Origin of the sequence: Janthinobacterium sp. PAMC25594 (assembly GCF_019443505.1) — a bacterium.
Classification (GTDB): domain Bacteria; phylum Pseudomonadota; class Gammaproteobacteria; order Burkholderiales; family Burkholderiaceae_D; genus Janthinobacterium.
Genome location: NZ_CP080377.1, coordinates 6042902 through 6063763 on the forward strand (window position 1 = coordinate 6042902; position 20862 = coordinate 6063763).

19 protein-coding genes and 1 riboswitch are annotated in these 20862 nt (G+C 64.8%); of the genes, 11 read left to right on the forward strand and 8 right to left on the reverse strand.

The genetic code is table 11. From position 1 onward, the window contains the following. The first annotated feature begins 20 nt into the window (after window positions 1–20). On the forward strand, window positions 21–1190 hold the full coding sequence (locus tag KY494_RS27060) for a mandelate racemase/muconate lactonizing enzyme family protein (RefSeq protein ID WP_219888900.1): 1170 nt from the start codon (window positions 21–23) through the stop codon (window positions 1188–1190). 2 nt (window positions 1191–1192) lie between these two features. Here the strand turns inward: KY494_RS27060 and KY494_RS27065 are convergent, their stop codons facing one another. Beyond that, complete coding sequence (locus KY494_RS27065) at window positions 1193–1549, reverse strand: glyoxalase superfamily protein (protein WP_219136810.1); 357 nt, start codon at window positions 1547–1549, stop codon at window positions 1193–1195. A 41-nt stretch (window positions 1550–1590) separates the two neighbouring features. Further along, window positions 1591–2295 (reverse strand): hypothetical protein, encoded by a 705-nt coding sequence (locus KY494_RS27070; RefSeq protein WP_219888901.1) that lies wholly within the window; start codon window positions 2293–2295, stop codon window positions 1591–1593. A 183-nt stretch (window positions 2296–2478) separates the two neighbouring features. On the opposite strand from KY494_RS27070, the gene KY494_RS27075 reads away from it, so the two are divergent. The 8 genes from KY494_RS27075 to KY494_RS27110 all read left to right on the forward strand — a co-directional run bounded on the left by KY494_RS27075 (window position 2479) and on the right by KY494_RS27110 (window position 10432). Next, window positions 2479–3537 (forward strand): DUF4105 domain-containing protein, encoded by a 1059-nt coding sequence (locus tag KY494_RS27075; RefSeq protein WP_219888903.1) that lies wholly within the window; start codon window positions 2479–2481, stop codon window positions 3535–3537. Window positions 3538–3617: 80 nt separating this feature from the next. Further along, window positions 3618–4880, forward strand: a complete 1263-nt coding sequence (locus KY494_RS27080; RefSeq protein WP_219888905.1) for a DEAD/DEAH box helicase — start codon at window positions 3618–3620, stop codon at window positions 4878–4880. A gap of 87 nt (window positions 4881–4967) precedes the next feature. After that, window positions 4968–5426, forward strand: a complete 459-nt coding sequence (locus KY494_RS27085; RefSeq protein WP_219888907.1) for a hypothetical protein — start codon at window positions 4968–4970, stop codon at window positions 5424–5426. 162 nt (window positions 5427–5588) lie between these two features. Further along, window positions 5589–6431, forward strand: a complete 843-nt coding sequence (locus KY494_RS27090) for a response regulator (RefSeq protein ID WP_258194501.1) — start codon at window positions 5589–5591, stop codon at window positions 6429–6431. Then, window positions 6428–6772 (forward strand): hypothetical protein, encoded by a 345-nt coding sequence (locus tag KY494_RS27095; RefSeq protein ID WP_219888911.1) that lies wholly within the window; start codon window positions 6428–6430, stop codon window positions 6770–6772. The genes KY494_RS27090 and KY494_RS27095 overlap by 4 nt, the downstream gene beginning before the upstream one ends. Then, window positions 6769–7608 carry an HDOD domain-containing protein gene (locus KY494_RS27100; RefSeq protein WP_219136803.1) on the forward strand — a complete coding sequence of 280 codons (840 nt, stop codon included), beginning with the start codon at window positions 6769–6771 and terminating at the stop codon, window positions 7606–7608. Before KY494_RS27095 ends, KY494_RS27100 begins: the two co-directional genes overlap by 4 nt. Before the next feature lie 14 nt (window positions 7609–7622). Further along, a complete protein-coding gene (locus tag KY494_RS27105; protein ID WP_219888913.1) occupies window positions 7623–9086 on the forward strand; it encodes an ATP-binding protein in 1464 nt (487 codons plus the stop codon). A 20-nt stretch (window positions 9087–9106) separates the two neighbouring features. Next, window positions 9107–10432 carry an HD domain-containing phosphohydrolase gene (locus tag KY494_RS27110; RefSeq protein ID WP_219888915.1) on the forward strand — a complete coding sequence of 442 codons (1326 nt, stop codon included), beginning with the start codon at window positions 9107–9109 and terminating at the stop codon, window positions 10430–10432. Here KY494_RS27110 and KY494_RS27115 read toward each other — a convergent pair. From KY494_RS27115 to KY494_RS27135, 5 genes are all read right to left on the reverse strand, one after another. Further along, complete coding sequence (locus KY494_RS27115; RefSeq protein ID WP_219891758.1) at window positions 10429–11754, reverse strand: ATP-binding protein; 1326 nt, start codon at window positions 11752–11754, stop codon at window positions 10429–10431. The two genes, KY494_RS27110 and KY494_RS27115, sit on opposite strands and share 4 nt — an antisense overlap. Before the next feature lie 87 nt (window positions 11755–11841). Beyond that, on the reverse strand, window positions 11842–12513 hold the full coding sequence (locus tag KY494_RS27120; RefSeq protein ID WP_219888917.1) for a hypothetical protein: 672 nt from the start codon (window positions 12511–12513) through the stop codon (window positions 11842–11844). Continuing rightward, complete coding sequence (locus tag KY494_RS27125; RefSeq protein WP_258194503.1) at window positions 12510–13541, reverse strand: MlaD family protein; 1032 nt, start codon at window positions 13539–13541, stop codon at window positions 12510–12512. The genes KY494_RS27120 and KY494_RS27125 overlap by 4 nt, the downstream gene beginning before the upstream one ends. Window positions 13542–13596: 55 nt before the next feature. Then, window positions 13597–14412 carry an ABC transporter permease gene (locus KY494_RS27130; protein WP_100876629.1) on the reverse strand — a complete coding sequence of 272 codons (816 nt, stop codon included), beginning with the start codon at window positions 14410–14412 and terminating at the stop codon, window positions 13597–13599. Window positions 14413–14484: 72 nt separating this feature from the next. Next, on the reverse strand, window positions 14485–15360 hold the full coding sequence (locus KY494_RS27135; RefSeq protein ID WP_219888919.1) for a LysR family transcriptional regulator: 876 nt from the start codon (window positions 15358–15360) through the stop codon (window positions 14485–14487). A 115-nt stretch (window positions 15361–15475) separates the two neighbouring features. On the opposite strand from KY494_RS27135, the gene KY494_RS27140 reads away from it, so the two are divergent. Further along, complete coding sequence (locus KY494_RS27140) at window positions 15476–16846, forward strand: MFS transporter (RefSeq protein ID WP_219888921.1); 1371 nt, start codon at window positions 15476–15478, stop codon at window positions 16844–16846. Window positions 16847–16850: 4 nt separating this feature from the next. Here the strand turns inward: KY494_RS27140 and ribB are convergent, their stop codons facing one another. Then, complete coding sequence (ribB, locus tag KY494_RS27145) at window positions 16851–17498, reverse strand: 3,4-dihydroxy-2-butanone-4-phosphate synthase (RefSeq protein WP_219888923.1); 648 nt, start codon at window positions 17496–17498, stop codon at window positions 16851–16853. A gap of 96 nt (window positions 17499–17594) precedes the next feature. Next, window positions 17595–17745, reverse strand: a riboswitch (FMN riboswitch). Between the two features lie 185 nt (window positions 17746–17930). Between ribB and KY494_RS27150 the strand changes: the two genes are divergently transcribed. Then, window positions 17931–20774, forward strand: coding sequence for a pitrilysin family protein (locus KY494_RS27150; protein ID WP_219888925.1), 2844 nt, complete (start codon window positions 17931–17933; stop codon window positions 20772–20774). Window positions 20775–20862: the final 88 nt, after the last annotated feature.

Sequence of the window (20862 nt, forward strand, 5' to 3'; positions counted from 1 at the left end):
TTCACCCACAGGAGAGCCGCATGAAAATCGTCGAGATCCGCGAAAAGACCATCCCCATCTCTTCCCCCATCCGCAACGCCTACATCGATTTCACGAAGATGACCTTGAGCCTGGTGGCCGTCGTCACGGACGTGATGCGCGACGGCAAGCCCGTCGTCGGCTACGGCTTCAATTCGAACGGCCGCTACGGCCAGGGCATGCTGATGCGCGAGCGCTTCATCCCCCGCATCCTCGACGCAGATCCCGCTTCGCTCGTCACGGACGACGGCGCCAATCTCGATCCGCACAAGGTGTGGGATTGCATGTACACCAATGAAAAGCCGGGCGGCCACGGCGAACGCTCGGTGGCCATCGGCACCATCGACATGGCCATCTGGGATGCCGTGGCGAAGATCGAGAACAAACCGCTGTTCCAGCTGCTGGCCGAGCGCCACGGCACGGGCGTGCCCGACAAAAAAGTCTTCGTGTATGCGGCGGGCGGCTATTACTACCCGGGCCAGAGCCTGTCCGCCCTGCAGGACGAGATGCGCAGCTATGTCGACCGCGGCTACACGGTGGTCAAGAAAAAGATCGGCGGCGCCTCGCTCGATGAAGACTTGCGCCGCATCGACGCCATCATGGAGGTGCTGCAGGATGGGCAGAAGCTGTGCGTGGACGCCAACGGCCGCTTCGATCTCGATACCTCGATCGCCTACGCCAAGGCGCTGCGCCAGTACGATCTGTTCTGGTATGAAGAGGCGGGCGATCCGCTCGACTTCGAGCTGCAAGCGACCTTGCGCAGCTATTACGACAAGCCCATGGCGACGGGCGAGAACCTGTTTTCCATGCAGGATGCGCGCAACCTGATCCGCTACGGCGGCATGCGCGCCGACCGCGACTGGCTGCAGTTCGACTGCGCCCTCAGCTACGGCCTGGTGGAATACCTGCGCACCTTGGACATGCTGCACCAGCACGGCTGGTCGCGCAGCCGCTGCATCCCGCACGGCGGTCATCAGATGTCCTTGAATATCGCGGCGGGCCTGGGCCTGGGCGGCAATGAATCGTATCCTGATTTATTCCAGCCGTTCGGCGGTTTCCCCGATGGCGTGCGCGTGGAAAACGGCCACATCACGATGCCGGACCTGGTCGGCATCGGCTTCGAGGGCAAGGCGAACCTGTATGCGGAAATGCGTGCGCTGAGCGGGCAATGACTTTACTCGCTGCGCTGCCAGAAGCGCAGCCGGTTGCCGAACGGGTCCGCCACTTCCAGGATGCGGCCCCAGTCCTCGTCGCGGATGCCGGGTCGCGCATACGGGTAATCCTTGGCCTGCAGCTCCGCGTGCAGGGCGGCGATGTCATCGACGGGGATCAGCAGCGCCGACCCCGGCGTGGCGTCGCCGTGGTGCTCGGACAGGTGCAGCACGAGTTCGCCCCGCGTCACCTGCAGGTACAGCGGCGCCGTGGACTCGAAGCGATGTTCCCAGTCCAGGGTAAAGCCGAGGAAACCGAGGTAAAACTCGCGCGCCTTGGCTTCGGAAAAGCTGCGCAGGATGGGAATGGGAGCATGCATGGCGGCGCTTTCAACATGGTGGCGATGCCGCCATTCTAGCCTCAGGCCGGCGCCTGGCGTTTGATCTGCGCGGCGGAACTGATCTTCTCCCAGCGGAACAGCCACATGATGGCAAGCTTGGTCGTGGCGCTGACGCTGGCTAGCAGCAGCAATGGCCAGCCTGTTTTCAGCCCCATGACACAGGCAAAGAAGATGGTGCTGACATCCATCGCCAGGATGAACTGGCTCATCTTCAGCGACACGGCGCCCGTCTTGCCCGAGCGCCAGATCAAGCGGATCTGGTGCGCATAGCCCTGCGCCAGCAGCACGGTGACGGTGACGATCAGGCTTTGCGAGATCACGCGCTTTTCATCGCTGAAGGTGGGGCCAAAGGCCAGCCCCGCCACACCCGCGCACAGCAGCAGAGCGCAGGCCAGCAGCGCATTGCGCGATGCCAGGCTGCGGCGGTCTCGGTCGATTTCATACAGGATGGCCAGCGCGATCAAGGACGCGAGCAAGCGGGGCCAGACGATGTAATGGTTGAACGGCGTGATCGAATAGCCGTACACAAAGAACGCGCAATACGCGAGGAAGCTGACGCTGAACTGGTTGAGCGACAGGATGTTCGTCGTCTGGCCGGCACCGATGCCGGCATCGCGCTTGCGCCGCCAGATCTTTTGCAGCTGCGACCACAGGCCGTACAAGCTGACGACGATGAAAAGGGAGTTGAGGCTGCCGGCGAGGGCGTAGAGGGAAAGGGGCTGCAAGCTATCTCCTGGAATGGCCAAAGCATCGCTGTGGTAACAGGGCGCCTTGCCTATACAATTTATTTGGACAACATGCTCTCATGAAATAAATTGACAGGCAAGCAATGCTTTTTCTGCCACAGCCTGTTACACCAGTACTTGCCAGGACGCACCTGTTCCAGCGCTTGCCCTTATAATCGGGGCATGACTTTCTTATCACTGCGTGCCCGCTCCGTGCTGGCCACCCTCGGCAAAATGGCCGTTTCCCTGATTCTCCTGTTGACCGCACTGTGGGGCGCGCTGGCGCTGTGGTACCAGTTGTCCGGCGGCACGGCGGCGCAAGCCATCGGCGCGCTGCTGTGGGGCGCGCTGGGCGTGGCCAGCGTGGTGCTGTGGTGGACGCGCGGCGATGTGCGCGTGCTGCTGCCGTATGCGGCCGGTTTTGTCCTGCTGCTCCTGTGGTGGAGCCTGATCACGCCGAAGCAGCAGCGCGTGTGGGCCGACGACGTGGCGCGCAATGTCACGGGCAAGGTGGCGGGCAATCTCGTCACGCTGGACAATGTGCGCAATTTCGACTGGCGCAGCGACGACGATTACACGGTCAAGTGGGAGCGGCGCAGCTACGACCTCGACGAGCTGCGCACGGTGGACACGGCGCTGTCGTACTGGACGGGGCCGTACATCGCGCACACCCTGATCTCGTTCGGCTTTGCCGACGGGCGATTTTTGACGTTTTCCATCGAGATCCGCAAGGAAAAGGGCGAGAGCTTTTCCACCATCGGCGGCTTTTTCAAGCATTTCGAAATGAGCCTGATCGCCGCCGACGAGCGCGACATCCTGCGCGTGCGCACGAATGCGCGGGGCGAGGACATGTATCTGTACCGCGTGATGATGCCGAAAGCGGCCATGCGCTCGTTGTTCCTCGCCTATCTGGACGAGGCGCAGGCGCTGAAGGCCCAGCCGCAGTTCTACAACACGCTGACGGCCAACTGCACCACCATCGTCTTCGAGATGGTGCGCCGTATCGTGCCGGGCCTGCCGTTCGACTACCGGCTGATGGCCTCGGGCTACCTGGACCGCTATCTGTTCGACGTCAAGGGCCTGGTGCCCGGCCAGAGCTTCCAGCAGCTGCGCGAGGGCGGCCATGTCACGGCGCGCGCGCGGGCGGCTAACGACGACGCGGACTTTTCGCACGCGATCCGGCGCGGCATGCCGGGCTACGATGAAGCGGGCTTTCCGGCGCTGCAAATGCCCAAGCAGTAGCCGCCTGCTTTATACTGTCGCATATCCCGACCGGCCGCCTTTCGCGGCCGGTCTCACTTTACGAATAAAGAAGGCCCGCTATGCCATTTTCCTCACTGGGTCTGATTCCCGCCCTGGTCCGCGCCGTCGACAAGGCCGGCTATGCCGCGCCGACGGCCATCCAGGCGGCCGCCATTCCCGCCATCCTGCGCGGCAGCGACGTGCTGGGCGCGGCGCAGACGGGCTCCGGCAAGACGGCCGCCTACGCGCTGCCGCTGCTGCAGGCGCTGATGGCGCCCGCTTCCGGTCCGCGCCAGGTGCGCGCGCTGATCCTCGTGCCCACGCGCGAGCTGGCGGCGCAGGTGGGGCAGACGGTGCACGCGCTGGCCAAGCCGTTACCGATCAAACTGAAGATTTCCGTGCTGTTCGGCGGCGTCTCGATCAATCCGCAGATGATGGACTTGCGCGGCGGCGCCGATATCGTCGTCGCCACGCCGGGCCGCTTGCTGGACCTGGTGCGGCAAAACGCCGTGAAACTGGGCGGCGTGTCGCTGTGCGTGCTCGATGAAGCGGACCGTTTGCTCGACATGGGTTTTAGCGAAGAAATCAACGCCATCCTGGCGCTGCTGCCGGGCAAGCGGCAAAACCTGTTTTTCTCTGCCACCTTCCCCGACAGCGTGCAGGCGCTGGCCGACAGCCTGCTCCAGGAACCCGTGCGCATCGAAGTGGCGTCCGAACCGCAGGACAAGCCCGACATCGTGCAGCGCGCCATCACGGTCGACGTGCCGCGCCGCACGCAGCTGCTGCGCTACCTGATCCTGCAGCAGCAGTGGGACCGGGTGCTGGTGTTCGTCGCCACCAAGTATGCGGCCGAACATGTGGCCGACAAGCTGCAGCGCGCGGGCCTGCACGTGGGCGCCTTCCACGGCGAGTTCAGCCAGGGCACGCGCAGCCAGTTGCTGGCCGACTTCAAGGCGGGGCGCCTGCAGGTGCTGGTGGCCACCGACGTGGCCGCGCGCGGCATCGACATCGCCGGCTTGCCGGCCGTCGTCAACTACGACTTGCCCCGCTCGGCCGTCGACTACACGCACCGCATCGGGCGCACGGGCCGCGCCGGCGAAAGCGGTACGGCCATCAGTTTCGTCACGGCCGATACGGAAGCGCATTTCCGCCTGATCGAAAACCGCAACGACTTGCGCATCGTGCGCGAAGTGGTGGCCGGTTTCGAGCCGACGGAACTGCCCGCGCCCGTGCATCCCGTCACGGATACGCTGAACGGCGGCGTGAAGGGCGCGCGCAAAAGCAAAAAGGATAAATTGCGCGAAGCTGCTGCCATGGCTGCGAAGGCGGCCGGGGACAAATAAATCCGCCTTATGTGCGCTGGCCGTTTGAACGGCCAGGTTTCCCGGACTAAGATTGTGTTTCTATAAAGCAAGGGGATGGGGATGCACATGACATTCATCACACGCGCGGTCGCTGTGGCTGGCGCGCTGGCGCTGGCCGGTTGCGCCGGCATGGGCGGGAACAATGGCACGAGCGGCATGCCGATGCCGGGCAAGACGCCGGCCGATGCCGCCGTGGCCGCCACCTGGTACAACCCGCCCAGCGAATTTCCCGGCATTTGCCTGACCCAGTTCAAGGATGGCAGCCTGCGTTTCGACGGCGGCTTCGCCTTCTTCAACCCGGGCCGCTGGGCGTATGATGCGGCCACGTCCGAACTGCGTTTGCAGCTGGCGCCGACGCCATCGTTGGCCCTGTCGCACGCGCAAACGGTGCTGCACAAGAATCTGCTGAGAGTCGAGGCGGCCACGAACACGCTGGTGTACGCCGTGAAGGCCGATACGCAAGCCATCGGCCTGGGCGGCTTTGTGTTTTACCGTGACACGCCTTGCCCGGCACGGCGCGGATAAGTGCCGGATAAGTGTTATAACGGAATATTTAGTCGTATAATTTCAGCGCAAGCTGATTGCCGCGCAAGATGATGCCGTGCGGCAGATTCCCGCTCCAGGCAAGCGTCCATATCGCCGTGGCGATGAGAGGATGGTCCGATGGATTTGCACGACGAGCATGGTATGCCGGGTACTGCGGTGCTGGCGGCGGACGCCGTACAGCAGCCTGCGGCGCAGCGGCGCACCTTGCTGCTGGTCGATGACGAGCCGAATATCCTCGCCTCCCTCAAGCGCCTGCTGCGGCGCGATGGCTACCATATCCTCACGGCCAACAGCGGCCAGGAAGGACTGGACGTGCTGGCCAGCCATGCGGTCGACGTGATTGTGTCGGACCAGCGCATGCCCGGCATGCTGGGCGCCGACTTCCTGCGCAAGGCCAAGCTGCTGTGTCCGCAAACCATCCGCATCATGTTGTCGGGCTATACCGAGCTGCAGGCCGTCACGGATGCCGTCAACGAGGGCGCCATCTTCAAGTTCCTCACCAAGCCCTGGGAAGACCATCAGCTGCGCGAGCATATCGCCGAAGCCTTTCGTCTGAAGGGCATCGACGACGACAATGTGCGCCTGAATGCGCAGCTGCGCGACGCCAACCAGGCGCTGGCGGCGGCGAATGCCGCCATGCAGGCGCTGGTGCACCAGCAGCAGCACCAGATCAGCCGCGATGAAGTCAGCCTGGGCATCGCGCGCGAAGTACTGCAATTTCTGCCGCTGCCCGTGATCGGGCTCGACGACGAAGGCATGATCGCCTTCATCAACGCGGCGGCGGCCAATCTGTTCGAGCGGGGCGCGGCCCTGCTGGGCAACGAGGCGGCGCTGGTCTTGCCGCAACTGTTCGATGGGCAGGACACGCCCCGCCTGGCCGCCATCGACGGCCAGCCGTATGTCGTGGCAGTCCATCCCATGGGCTTGCATTCGCGCTCGCGCGGCAGCCTGGTCACCCTGAGTCGTCATGGAGCGGATACATGAATGCAAGCGTGAGTGAAAGCGGACGCGAGATTTCCATGGAGCAGGCGCAGGAAGGCATGGTGCTGGCGCAGGCCTTGAGCGACGCCAGCGGCGCCGTGCTGCTGGCCCAAGGCGCCACCCTGACGGCGGCCAGCCTGACGGCCTTGCGCAGGCGCAATGTGGAGCGCTGCCATGTCGTCATGGACGAGGCGCCGGACCCCGCCGCGCAGGCGCATGCCGAGCAGGAACGCTTGCGCCGCCTGGAACGGCTGGCCGTGCTGTTCCGCGCCACGCCGCCCGATTCCGCCGGGGCGGAACTGCTGGCGCTGCTGCAGCGCTACCGGCAAGGGGGCGCGGCATGACACGGCTCAGTTTTGAACATATCATCCGCCAGATACAGGAACTGCCTTCGCTGCCGGTGGTGGTGCTGGAGCTGCTGTCGAGCATGGACCAGGACGATACGGACGTGCATGTATTGGCGCAAAAGATCGAGCTGGACCAGGCCCTGGCGGCAAAGACCTTGCGCATCGCCAACTCCTCGTTCTACGGCATGCAATCGAAGGTCACCAGCATTCCGCAAGCCGTTTCCGTGCTGGGCTTTCACAGCATCCGCACCGTCGTCACGGCCTGCGCCCTGACGGGCAGCTTCGCGCCCGTCAGCGGCGGTTTCGATTTCAAGGCGTTCTGGCGCCACTCGCTGGCCACGGCCATCGCCGCGCGCCTGCTGGCGCCGCACCTGCGCGTCAATCCCGAGACGGCGTTCACGGCCGGCCTGCTGCACGACCTGGGCACCCTGGTGCTGGTGACGCGCTTCCCGGCCGAGCACGCGCTCGTGCGCAGCTACCGCCAGGCGCATGACTGCCAGATGGTCGAGGCGGAACTGGCCGTCATCGGCATCGATCACGCGCAAGTGGGCAGCGCCCTGGCCGCCTACTGGAAGTTCCCCGAGGCGATACAGCAGGCGGTGGCCGACCACCACGCCATCGACCGGCTGGAAGCGGGCGGCTTGCCGCTGGCCGTGCACCTGGCCAACGCCGTCGCCCTGGCGCTCGACCTGGCCGGCGTCGACGATGCGCTGGTGCCGGCCCTGTCGCCCACGGGCTGGCGCAGCGTCGCGCTGGACGAGCAAGCGTGGCTGGCGCTGCTGGGGCAAACGGAACACACCTTCGATGAAATGTCGCGGATCATGCTGGCATGAACAAGAAAGAGGCCATGGAAACAGACGCAGGGCAGGCGCTGCCCGCCACGCCGGAACGCCGCCAGGGCGACACCATCGCGCTCTCGGCATTTTTCGATGGCCATCCCGTGGCCACCTTCGCCATCGACACGGACCATGTGGTGACGCACTGGAACAGCGCCTGTGAACAGTTGCTGGGCTTTACGGCCGCCGAGATGGTCGGCACGCGCGACTACTGGAAGGCGTTTTATCCGCAGCCGCGCGCCTGCCTGGCCGACCTGCTGGTGGCCGACGATATCGCGCTCGGTGAAAATGACCTTTACCTTGGCAAGCTGAAGCGTTCACCAGTCATCCCCGGCGCCTTCGAGGCCGAGGATTTCTTTGCCGATATCGGCCCTGACGGCCACTGGCTGCATTTCACGGCGGCGCCCCTGCGCGACCGCCAGGGACGTCTGGTGGGCGCCATCGAAACGCTGCGCGACGTGAGCGAGCGGCGCCTGGCCGAACTGGCGCTGCGCAAGGCGCATGACAACCTGGAACACCTGGTGGCCAAGCGCACGGCCCAGCTGGCCGAAATGAACGAGCGCCTGGCCGACGATATCCGCCAGCGCCAGATCGCCGATCTCGAATTGCGCGAACGTAACCTGGCCCTGACGGAATTGAACAGCAAGCTGTCGCTGGCCCAGCAAAAGCTGCTGCAGTCGGAAAAGCTGGCCTCGATCGGCCAGCTGGCCGCCGGCGTGGCGCACGAGATCAACAATCCCATCGGCTATGTGTTTTCGAATGTCGGCACCTTGGAAGGCTACCTGGATGACCTGTTCAGCATGCTCGACGCCTACGAGGAAGCCGAGCCGGCCGTCGCCGACGCCGTGGTGGCGGCGCGCCTGCGCGCGCTGCGCGAACAGATCGACCTGGACTTCCTGCGCACCGACATACCGATGCTGATGGGCGAGTCGAAGGAAGGCATTTCGCGCGTGCGCCGCATCGTGCAGGATCTGAAGGATTTTTCGCGCACGGATGCGCACCAGGAGTGGGTCTGGGCCGACCTGCGCCAGGGCATCGATACCACGCTCAATATCGTGAATAACGAGGTCAAGTACAAGGCCGACGTGGTGCGCGAATATGGCGACATTCCCGATATCGAATGCCAGCCTTCCGAACTGAACCAGGTGATCATGAACCTGGTCGTCAACGCGGCCCACGCCATGGGCGAGGTGCACGGACGCATCACCCTGCGCACGGGCAGCGACAACGCGGCGGAAGTGTGGATCGAGGTCGAGGACACGGGCGGCGGCATCGCGCCCGAACACCTGTCGCGCATCTTCGACCCGTTCTTTACCACCAAGGCCGTCGGCAAGGGCACGGGGCTGGGCCTGTCGCTGGCCTACACGACGGTGCAAAAACATCACGGCCGCATCGACGTGCGCAGCATCATCGGCCGCGGCACCACTTTCCGCATCACCTTGCCCGTGCGCCAGGCGCAGGCCGTGGCACCATGACCGAACAGGACAGCATGAGCATGAGTACCAGTACCAGCGCCAGCACCGCGGCCGCGCCGCCGACCATCCTGTGCGTCGACGACGAACCGAATATCCTCTCGTCGCTGCGGCGGCTGTTCCGCCCGCACGGCTACCGCGTGCTGACGGCCGACGGCGGCGCGGCGGGCCTGGCCCTGCTCGAGAGCGAGACGGTGGACCTGGTCATCTCCGACATGCGCATGCCGCACATGGATGGCGCGCAATTCCTGGCCCAGGTGCGCCAGCGCTGGCCCGGCACCATACGGCTGCTGCTGACGGGCTATGCCGATATCCAGTCCATCCTCGACGCCATCAACCAGGGCGAGATCTACCGCTACGTGACCAAGCCGTGGGACGAGAACGATATCGTGCTGGTGGTGCGCCACGCGCTGGAACGGCGCGCGCTGGAGCAGGAAAAACTGCGCCTGGAAGCGCTGACGGCCAGCCAGAACGTGCAGCTGCAGGCGCTCAACGCCAGCCTGGAAGCGAAAGTGGCCACGCGCACGCAGCAGCTGAAACAGTCGCACGACGAGGTGCAGGCGGCCAACGAACGCCTGAAGGCCACGTTCGTGACGACCATCAAGGTGTTTTCCAACCTGATCGAGATGCGCGGCGGCAAGCTGGCCGGCCATGCGCGGCGGGTGGCCGAGCTGTCGCGCAAGCTGGCGCAGGCGCTGGGCCTGGAAGGGCAGGAGGCGCGCGACGTGTTCATCGCGGCCCTGCTCAAGGATGTCGGCAAGCTCAGCTTGAGTGACGACGTGCTGGAACTGCCGGCCAGCGCCTGGACGGGCGAGCAGCTGGCCGCGTTCCGCAAGCATCCGCTGCGCGCCGAACAATTATTGATGGCGCTCGACGAGCTGCGCGCCGTCTCCGTCATGCTGCGCTCGCAGCTGGAGCGCTTCGACGGCGGCGGCTTTCCCGATGGCCTGGTGGGCCTGGCCATTCCCATGGGCGCGCGCATCCTGGCGCTGGCGTCCGACTACGACGGCTTGCAGATCGGCGCCATGGTGCAGCGCAGCTTGCGCGCCGACGAAGCCCGCACCCTGATCTACGACAGCGTCGGCAAGCGCTATGACCCGGCCGTGGTGGCCGCTTTCCGCGGCATCATGGAGGAGACGGAGCCGCCGGCGCGCGACCTGACCGTGCTGTCGGGCCAGCTGGAGCCGGGCATGACGCTGTCGCGCGACCTGATCAGCCGCGACGGCCTGATGCTGCTGGCGGCCGAACACGTGCTGACGGCCCGCGTGATCGCCCAGTTGCTCGATTTTGAAGGCAAGAATGGCGGGCGCCTGAGCATCCGCGTGTACGCGCCCGTGAAGGAAGCCTAGGCGTTCGCGGTGGTGGGCGGCTGCAGCGGCAGGTGCACGGTAAAGCGCGTGCCGTGGCCCACTTCCGAGGCCACCTCGATGCGTCCGCCGTGCTTGTTGACGATGCCGTACGACAGCGACAGCCCCAGGCCCGTGCCGCTGCCCACGGCCTTGGTGGTGAAGAACGGTTCGAAGATGCGGTTCAGGTGCTCGGGTGGGATGCCGGCGCCCGTGTCGCCGATCTCCACCCACACCCAGTCGCCCGCGTGGCCCGTGCGGATGCTGATCACGCCGTCGCTGCTGATGGCCTGGCCCGCGTTGACGAGCAGGTTCATGAACACCTGGTTCAGCTGCGAGGCCAGGCACAGTATCGGCGGCAGTTCGCCATACTGTTTCTCGATGCGCGCCTTGTATTTCAATTCGTTGGCGACGATATTGAGGGTGCTGTCCAGGCCCGCATGCAGGCTGGCCACTTGCCAGTCCGTCTCGCCCACATGGGAAAAATCCTTCAGCGCCTGCACGATGTCGCGCACGCGCTTCAAGCCATCCATCGATTCGCGCACCAGGTCCACCATGTCGTCCTGCAGGAAGGCCAGGTCGGCCTGCGCGCGCACCTCGGCCACGCGGGCGGCCAGGGCCGGGCCGTCGGGCGTCTCGCGCATCGCCGTTTCATATTGCCCGATCACGCCGAACAGGGTGCCGACATAGCCTTGCAGCGAACTCATGTTGGAATTGACGAAGCCGATCGGGTTGTTGATTTCATGCGCGATGCCGGCCGCCAGCTGACCGATGGAGGCCATTTTTTCCGATTGCAGCAGCTGGTCGTGCGCTTCCTGCAACTTGCTGATCAGTAGTTGCTGTTCTTCGCCGCGCGCCTGCAGCATCGCTTCCATGCGCTTGCGTTCCGTGATGTCCGTCAGCGAGCCGATCACCTCGAACGGCACGCCATGCTCATCGCGCACCAGGCGCAGGCTGTCGTGCATCCACAGATAGCTGCCGTCGCGCACGCGGAAACGGTATTCATAGGCGCGCGCGCCTTCGACGAAGATCTGCGCCAGGCTGGAAAAAATGCCGGGCGCATCGTCGGGGTGGATGTGGTCGAACCAGAAGTTGGGGTCGGCCACCATCTCTTCGGGCTGGTAGCCCAGCACGTTCAAGGCATTGTTGCTGACAAAGGTCATCTTGAAGTCGCCGCTGGGCACGGTGCAATAGATGATGGACGGTGTATTGTCGAGCAGGTATTGCAGGCGTACTGCCGTGGCGGCCGGTGCGCCATCGCCAGACGGCCCCTCGCCGTGCTTGCCGGCCTCGGGGGTGGAAAAGTCGAAATCCTCGAACTGCATCGTCACACCTCGCTGCCTGCACGGCATTGCTGTCATCCTGGCTTGATTATGCCTGATTCTGCCTGCCTTGGGCCGCCATCGGCACGTTCAGGGGGCCAGTGGCTGCTCGACGATCGCCATGCGCCGCGCGATGCGCTGCGCCGCTTGCGTGTCGCCCGCCTGTTCGGCGCGCAGGCGCTGCACGCCCAGCCACGCCAGCAGCGGGCGGCGCCAGCCCTGGTCCGAGGCGGTGGCGACGGCCGTGTCGAGCAGTGCCGGCGTGGCGCGGCCCGAGCGCAGCAGCACGCCGGCCGCCACCAGCTGCGATAGCGGGTCATCAATGGCCGCCACGGCGCTGGCGGCGGCCGTGTCGGAGCCGGCGCCGGCGGCCGCCCGCTGCGTCTCGGGCAGCAGGGCGATGTCGGCCGCCTTCGCCTTGCCGGCCAGATAAGCCGCATACGCGCGGTCGGCGTCATTCGCGTCCGCTTGCAGGGCGTCGAAGCCGGCACAGTCCTCGAAGGCCAGGCTGGCCACGCGCGCGGCGCAGCGCAGCAGTTCGATGCGCGCCACGAGATCGAGCTTGCCCGTGCCGGCCACCTGGTTGCGGGCACGGCGGAATTCCGTCTGCTCGACCAGGGCGTTGCCGCTCAGGTAAGCGGCCTGGAAGCGCTCGACGGAACTTTGCGCATTCATTTTCCAGTCGGGCACGGGCGGGCCGCTGGAACACGCGGCAAGTGCTGCCATGGCCAGGGCGGACAGGACGATATGGATATTTCTCATGGCAGTTTGATCTCCGGATTGCGCTTGAACGGCCATTTGCGGTTGATGTCATTGACCAGCTGCTCGACCTTGCGCAGATTGCTTTCCACGTCCGCGCGCAGCGGGCCCAGGTCGGCTGTCGCCGCCCTGGCGTTGGCGCCCACGGCTTGCGCCTCGACCAGCACGGCGTCGACTTTTTTCAGGCTGGCGCGCGTGTCGGCCAGCAGCGCGTTCAGCTGCACGATGGTGGCCTGCGCATCCGTCATCACGCCCTTGTCGCCAAACACGCGCGTGTCGGCATTGGCGACCAGGCCATCCGTGCGGCGCGCCAGCTGGTCCGCCGTGACGAGCAGGGCGTTGGCCCGCTCGACCAGCAGGCGCGACTGCTTGTCGTCGCCCGTCAGCAAGCCCATGGCGCCGCCCGGGCCGCTCAATTTGCCCGTCACGGCCTGCACATTGCGCAGGGTGCCGTCGAGCGGAGAATCGGTGCCCGTCAGACTGCCCAGGTTGTTCAGCAAGTCTTTCGCGGCAGCCAGCAGGCGGGGGATTTCCGCCGCCATGTCGCCCACCAGCAGGTCGCGCGTGGCGTCGTCGGGCAGCGGCGGGTCCGTCAGGATGCCGCTGTAGGCGCGCAGCTTGGCGCCACCCACGATGCCCCGCTCCAGCGTGAAGATGGAGCTGCTGCGCAGCCAGTGCGCGTCTTTGCGCGGCACGTCGATGATGACGCGCGCGCGGCCGTCCGGCGCCAGTTCGATCCGTTGCACGCGGCCGATGGGAAAGCCGGAAAAGGTCAGGTCGGCGCCCACGCCCACGCCGTCCGAATCGTCGGCCGTCAGCACCAGCGTTTGCGTGGCTTCGAATGCGCCGCGCGCATACATCAGGTAGACGACGGAACCGACCACCAGCACGAACATGAAGACGAGCAGGATGGCCGCCTTCAGTTCGGCATGGCGCACGGGCGGCGGGGCGGGCAGCACGGCATCTTGCGTGAGACCGGCTGGCGCCGTGACGTCGACCTGGTCGGGATTGGGGGGCTGGCTCTGGCTCATGGATTCTGGCTCTCGTATGGGTGGTTCGGGGATCGCTGGCGGTGGCGGCGGGGCATCAGTAGTAATTGCCCATCAGCGAAGCCACTTCGATCAGCAGGATGACGGAAAACAGGCGCAGCATTTCGGACAGGCCGTGCGCGGCCCACAGGCGGTTGCGCCGGCCGTGCGGCTCTTCCGGGTAGTACGAGGAGGCCAGCGGGATCAGGGCCACGGCAAAGCTGAAGAAGATGACCTTGAGCATCAGAATCAGGGCCACGGCCGGATTGAAGATCTGCCCCACCACGCGCGTGTAGCCTTGCAGCGCCCACGGGGTGAAACCGTAGATGGTGACATACGCGAGGATCAGCGAGGTGACGCAGCTGACGATGGCCAGCATCCACACGGCGAAGATGCCAGACATGACGCGTGGAAAGTATTCACGGCGCAGCAGGTCGACGCCCTGGCGCTGCATGGTGTCGAGCATGCCGGACGAGCGCATTTGCGCGAACGCAATGCCGTCGGGCAGGGTCAGGCGCAGCGCGACGAACAGGGCGGCCGTCAGCGGTATCAGTTCCAGCACCAGCACGCGCACCACCATTTCCAGCGCATAGCGCGACAGGCCGTAGCTTTGCGCGCTGACGACGACGATGCGTATCAGTACCAGGCTGACCAGCGCGCAGGCCACGCTGAACCACACGAGATTGGGCGCCGTGTTCGTCACCAGGCGGTGCGCGAGGATGGGGCGGTTGTCGCGGTTATAGCTCGACGGCGACAGGGCCAGCGAAAACACGAGGGTGGCGAAATGCAGCATGCGCCACCAGCTGACCAGCCAGGCCATGGTGGCCCGGTGCAGGCGGCGCAGGCTGATGATGAGGGAGACGGATAGGGTCATCATGGCATCTTAACATTGGATGCGTTCGATACAAGCGATTGTCCTGCCGTGCGGCCGTGCCTGGCCGCCTCGCTATTGGCCGGCCACGCTGGCGACGCTGTGGATAATCGCGTCGGCCGCCGCGCGCACGCGGGCCGAGCGGTTCAGGTCCGCATGCATGACCAGCCATACGTCGTACGCTTCCGCCCGCTCGGGCCAGATGCGCACGAGCTGCGGGTCGATATCGCCTAAATGAGTAGCCAGCTCGGCCACGCCCAGGCCCGCGCGCGTGGCTTCCTGCAGCATCGCCGCTGAATTGACTTCCATGGCGACGCGGGCGTTGGCGACGGATTCTCCCGCGATTTTTTCCCCGTGACGGGGCGTCACGGACTGGTGGTAGATGACGATGTCGTGCCCGTCCAGCGCCGTGCCGCGCACGGGTTCGCCCCGTTCGGCCAGGTAGCTTTTTGAGGCGTACAGGCCCAGGCTGCGCCTGACCAGGTGGCGGGAAATGAGGTCCGGGTCGGTGGGGCGCACGCCGCGCACGGCCAGGTCCGCTTCGCGCCGCGTCAGGCTGGCCAGCGCGGGCGCCACGTTGAGCACGATGCGGATGTCGGGGTGGGCCGCGTGCAGCCGCTGCATGGCGCGGATGACGAAATGGCTGGCCATGGTGTCGGTGGTGGCCACGCGCACCAGGCCGGACAGGCGCTTGTCGACGCCCTGCATCTCGCGCTGCAGCTTGTCGGCCGCCCGTTCCATCGCTTCGGCGGCCGTCAGCGCCAGTTCGCCGGCCGGCGTGGGCACATAGCCCGACGGCGTGCGCAGGAACAGGGTGGCGCCCAGCGAGCTTTCCAGCGCGGCCAGGCGGCGCCCGCAGGTGGCCTGGTCGATGCGCAGCAGGGCCGCCGCGCCGCGCAGGGTGCCGGCCCGGCCGATGGCCAGAAAGATGCGCGCGTTGTCCCAGTCCATGTTGCAGTCCTCTTTGGTGATGCATTTTTGCATCAAGGTGCCGATTTTATGCCTGTTTACCGCATCAGGCAACGCTCGCATAATGGCTGCCCCGCTGTCCCTGCAAGGAAATATCATGTCTGTCACTCCCCAGGGCCGCGCCAGCGGCTTGATCCTGCTCACCTTGGCCTTCGGCTTCGTCATGGCCATGCTCGACGTCACGGCCGTCAACGTGGCGCTGTCCGATATCGCCCTGGACTTGCGTATCCCGCTGACGGGCCTGGTGTGGGTGGTCGACGGCTACACCTTGACGTTTGCCGCGCTGCTGCTGGCCGGCGGCGCGCTGGCCGACCGCTACGGGCCGAAAGCCGTGTACCAGGGCGGCCTCGGTATCTTCATCCTCGGCTCGGTGTTGTGCGGCGCGGCGCCCGACGGGCATTTTTTGACGGCCGCGCGCCTGTTGCAGGGCGCGGGCGCGGCCCTGTTCATGCCCAGTTCGCTCAGCCTGCTGACGCACAGCTTCGACGACGAGCGCGAACGCACGCGCATGCTGGGCGCCTGGTCGGCGCTGGTGGGCGTGGCCGGCGCGTCCGGCCCGTTGATCGGCGGCATCCTCGTGCACCAGTTCGGCTGGCGCAGCGTGTTCTGGGTCAACGTGCCGCTGGGCGTGCTGGCCATCGTCATGGCGCAGCTGCTGCTGGCCGCGCCGGCGCGCCAGCCGCGCGATTTATCGCTGTTCAGCCATGCACTCGGTGTGGCGGCGCTGGCGGGCCTCAGTTTTACCTTGATCGAAGGCCCCATGCTGGGCTGGCTGTCGCCGGGCGTGCTGGCGGCGGGCGCCTTGACGGTGCTGTCGGCCGGGCAACTGCTGCGGCGCGAGCGCAGCGGCAGCCATCCGCTGTTGCCGCGTGAACTGTTTCACAGCAGCAGCTTTGGCGCGGCCAATGGCGTGGGTTTTTTGATCAATTTCTGCGTATTCGGCCAGCTGTTCTTATTGAGTCTGTTCCTGCAGCAGTCGGGCGGCGCCGATGCCCTGCAGTCGGGCTTGCGCTTGCTGCCCATGATGGCGGCCTATACGGTGGGGAATTTCATGGCAGGCGGTATCGCGGCGCGTCATGGCACGGGCCTGCCCATGCTGGCGGGCTTACTGGTGGGCGCCGTGATGGCCTTGCTGCTGATGGGCTTGCGTCCGGGCACGCCGTATGGCTGGCTGGCGCTGGGCACGGCCGTCATGAACGTGGCCATCGGCATCGCCATTCCCGCCATGACGGCCACCGTGATGCGGGTGGCCGGCAAGCGGCATGCGAACAGCGCGGCGGCGGCCCTGAATGCGAACCGGCAAATCGGCGCGCTGGTGGGTGTGGCCCTGATCGGCAGCATCCTGCACATGCTGCCCGACTGGTCGCTGCGCTTGCCGCTGGCCTACGCGACGATTGCCGCCGCGTATGGCCTGGCGGCGGGCCTCGTGTACCGGCACGTGCATCTGCCGAAGGCCGTGGCCGCCTGATGCTTTACTGTTCGCGCGTGCTGCGCCATTCCACCAGTTCCTCGATGGTCAGGATCGGCATGCCGTGCAATTCGGCGAAGCGCTCAATATCGTCGCCGCGCATCATGCTGCCATCCGGGTTCATCAGCTCGCACAGCACGGCGGCCGGGTTCAGGCCCGCCATGCGCGACAGGTCGACGGAGCCTTCCGTGTGGCCACGGCGTTCCAGCACGCCACCGGGCGCGGCGCGCAGGGGGAAGACGTGGCCGGGGCGCACCAGGTCGGCCGGCTTGGCATCCTTGGCGATGGCGGCGCGGATGGTGGTCACGCGGTCGGCGGCCGACACGCCCGTCGTGACGCCGTCGCGCGCCTCGATGGAGACGGTGAACGGCGTGCCGTAGCGGCTGCCGTTGTCGGGCGACATGGGGGGCAATTCCAGCGCGCTGACGACGTCCGTGGGCAGGCACAGGCAGACGATGCCGCTGCATTCGCGGATCAGCAAAGCCATGGTTTCGTGCGTGAGTTTCTCGGCCGACAGGATCAGGTCGGCTTCGTTTTCGCGGTCGAAATCGTCGAGCAGGATGACGGGAATGCCGGCGCGCATGGCGGCCAGGGCGGATTGGATGCGACCTTCCAGGTCGTTGGAAAGCAGGGTATAGCTGTTGACTAACATGGTGAAACGCTCCTCGCATAGGCGAAAAACGCTGCAGGGCAAGCGAATAGACGCAGACAGCCGCATCGACAGGTCGATGGGACAATCGCGTTTACTGCACATCTTCTTTCATCCGGACTATACCGTCGGCTCTGGAGTCACACCAGATCTGCTGACCTCATCAGGCGAAACCTGACAAGCGCTCGCGGGCTTGACCGTTGCCGGTCTTACCGCCGGTGGGGAATCGCACCCCGCCCCGAAGACGTATTGTTGTGCCGATCCACATGACCGGCGGCAATACTTTAGCACAGATGAAAAAAAGGGGCAGGTCACTGTTGAGTTTGTCATTCGGCAAAGTTGCCTGGGCAAAGCCGTTTTTCCTAAGCTGTTTTTAATGGCAGAAAGACGATTTCAGTGTAAGGTATGTCTACTGAATCTTACCGTCGAGAATACATGAAGCTGAGTAAATTACGCCTGATCTCGGGCGCCGTCTTGCTGGCCTGCGCCTGCATGGCCCAGGCGGAAATCCGTTTGAGCGATCCCCTGCCGCTGGCACCAGAAGTTACTGTAGGAAAATTGCCGAATGGCTTGACCTACTACATCAAGAAAAATGCCCGTCCCGCGCAGAAAGTGGAATTGCGCCTGGTGGTGAAAGCCGGCTCCATCCTGGAAGATGACGACCAGCAAGGCCTGGCGCATTTCACGGAACACATGGCCTTCAATGGCTCCACGCATTTCAAGCGCAATGAACTCATTTCCTATTTGCAATCGATCGGCGTGAAGTTCGGTGCCGACCTGAACGCCTACACGAGCTTTGATGAAACCGTGTACGTGCTGCCGATTCCGACGAACAAGAAGGAAAACCTGGAAAAGGGATTTCTTGTGCTGGAAGACTGGGCGCATGGCTTGAAATTCAATCCGGCCGACATCAACAGCGAGCGCGGCATCGTGCTGGAAGAGGCGCGCCTGGGCAAGGGCGCCAGCGACCGCATGAACAAGGTGCTGTATCCGAAGCTGCTGAACGGTTCGCGCTATGCGCAGCGCATGCCGATCGGCAAGGAATCCGTCTTGAAAACGTTCAAGCCGGAAGCCATCAAGCGTTTCTACAAGGATTGGTACCGGCCCGACCTGATGGCCGTGATGGTGGTCGGTGACGTGGAGCCGAAACAGGCTGAAAAACTGATCCAGCAGCATTTCGGCAAGCTGAAAAACCCCGCGCAACCACGCCCGCGCCTGTATGCGGAAGTGCCGCAGCGCTCGCAGACGGAAGCGCTGGTGATCACGGACAAGGAAGCGCCCGACGACAGCGTCTTCATCCGCTATCCGATCCGCGCCGCGCAGGAGCCCGTCACGATTGCCGATTACCGCCGCCAGATGATCGAAAACCTGTATGGCCAGATGCTCAGCGCGCGCATGCAGGAATTGACGCAGCAGGCGAATCCCCCGTTCATCCAGGGCGGCAGCAGCATGGGCAAGCTGGTGCGTGGCTACGAATCGTTCAGCGCGTATGCCTTGCTGGGCAAGGGCGGCGTGCAGCCGGCCGTCGACGCGCTGGTGCAGGAAGATGAGCGGGCGCGCCGCTTCGGTTTCAGCCAGGATGAGCTGGACCGCGCGCGCAAGAACATGCTGCGCAATTACGAGCGCGCGCACAGCGAACGCGACAAGTCCGATTCCTCCGGTTTCGTGGCCGAGTATTCGCGCCACTTCCTGGAGCAGGAAGCCATTCCCGGCATCGCCAATGAATTGCTGTACGCGCAGGAACTCTTGCCGCAGGTGACCTTGCAGGAAATCAATGAGACGGTGGCCAAGGTGATTCCCGACCAGCAAAAGAAACTCGTCGTCTTCATGGGCGCCGAGCCGACAGCGGGCGATACCGCCTCGGCTGTACCGACGCAGCAGCAATTGCTCGACGCCGTGGCGCAAGCGGAACGGCAAAAGGTCGAGCCGCGCACGGAAAAAGTGCTGGCCAGCACGCTGATGGATGGCCCGCCGGCCGGCGGCAGCATCGTCGCTGAAAAGCTCAACAGCGCCATCGGCGTGACGGAGCTAACCCTGGGCAATGGCGTGCGCGTGCTGCTCAAACCGACGGATTTCAAGAATGACCAGGTGCTGATGGGCTCGACCCGCTTCGGCGGCCAGTCGCTGTTTGGCGACGCCGATATCTACAGCGCCCGCTATGCCAGCGCCGTGGTCGGCAGCATGGGTCTGAAAGACCTGGCGCCGCTGGACTTGCAAAAAGTGTTGGCCGGCAAGACGGTCAATGTGGGCGCCTCGCTGGGCGAACTGAGCGAAGGCTTTGGCGGCTCGGCCAGCAGCGCCGACGTGGAAACCATGCTGCAACTGGTGAGCCTGTATTTCCATGACGTGCGCAAGGATGCGGGCCTGTACCAATCCTTCATCGGCAAGCAGCAGGACCTGGCGAAAAACAGCATGGCGCAGCCGGAAGCCGTGTTTTACGATGCCATCCAGCACGCCATGTTTGGCGACAACCCGCGTGTCGATGGTGTGCCGCGCGCGGCCGATTTCGACAAGGTGGGCCTGGACCGCTCGCTGGACATCTTCCGCCAGCGCTTTTCCAGCGCGCGCGACATGACCTTCATCTTTGCGGGCAGCTTTGAGCTCGACAAGATCAAGCCCCTGATCGCCAGCTACCTGGGCACCTTGCCCGTGGCGGAGGTGCCGCACGCCTACCGCGACGTGGGCATGCGCCCGGTGGCAGGGATCGTCAAGAAGGATATCTACATGGGCAGCGAGCCCAAAAGCACGATTTCCATCACCTTCAATGGCGACGCGGCGTATTCGGACGAGCAAAAGCTGACCTTGCAGGCGCTGGGCGAGGTGTTGAACCTGAAAGTCATCGAAGTGCTGCGCGAAAAGATGAGCATGATCTATGGCGGCGGCTTCGAAACTTCCATGGGCCAGCATCCGTATGGCCATTATTCGGTGGCGCTGAACTTGCCGACGGGGCCGGAAAACGTGGACAAGGTGATCGCCGCCGCGTTTGCCGAAATCAACAAGATGAAGGCCGAGGGACCGTCCGTGGCCGACCTGGGAAAGGTCAAGCTGAACTGGATCACACGCCAGCAAAAATCCTTGCGGGAAAATAATTACTGGATGAACCAACTGATGGGTTCGGTGACGCAGGGGCGCGATCCCGCGCAGATCCTGCGCTACGAGCAGCGCGTGCGCGCCATCACGCCGCAAGCCGTCAAACAGGCGGCGCAGCGCTACCTGGACATGCACAATTACGTGCAGGTGGTGCTGTATCCGGAACGTAAAAACGTTGCAGTCAAGTAATCTTCATTGTTGAACCGCAGGGGCGGCAGGGCGGCGAAGCTGTTAAACTGCTGCTTGGTGATGTGATCGCAATTTGACAAGCAAGGAC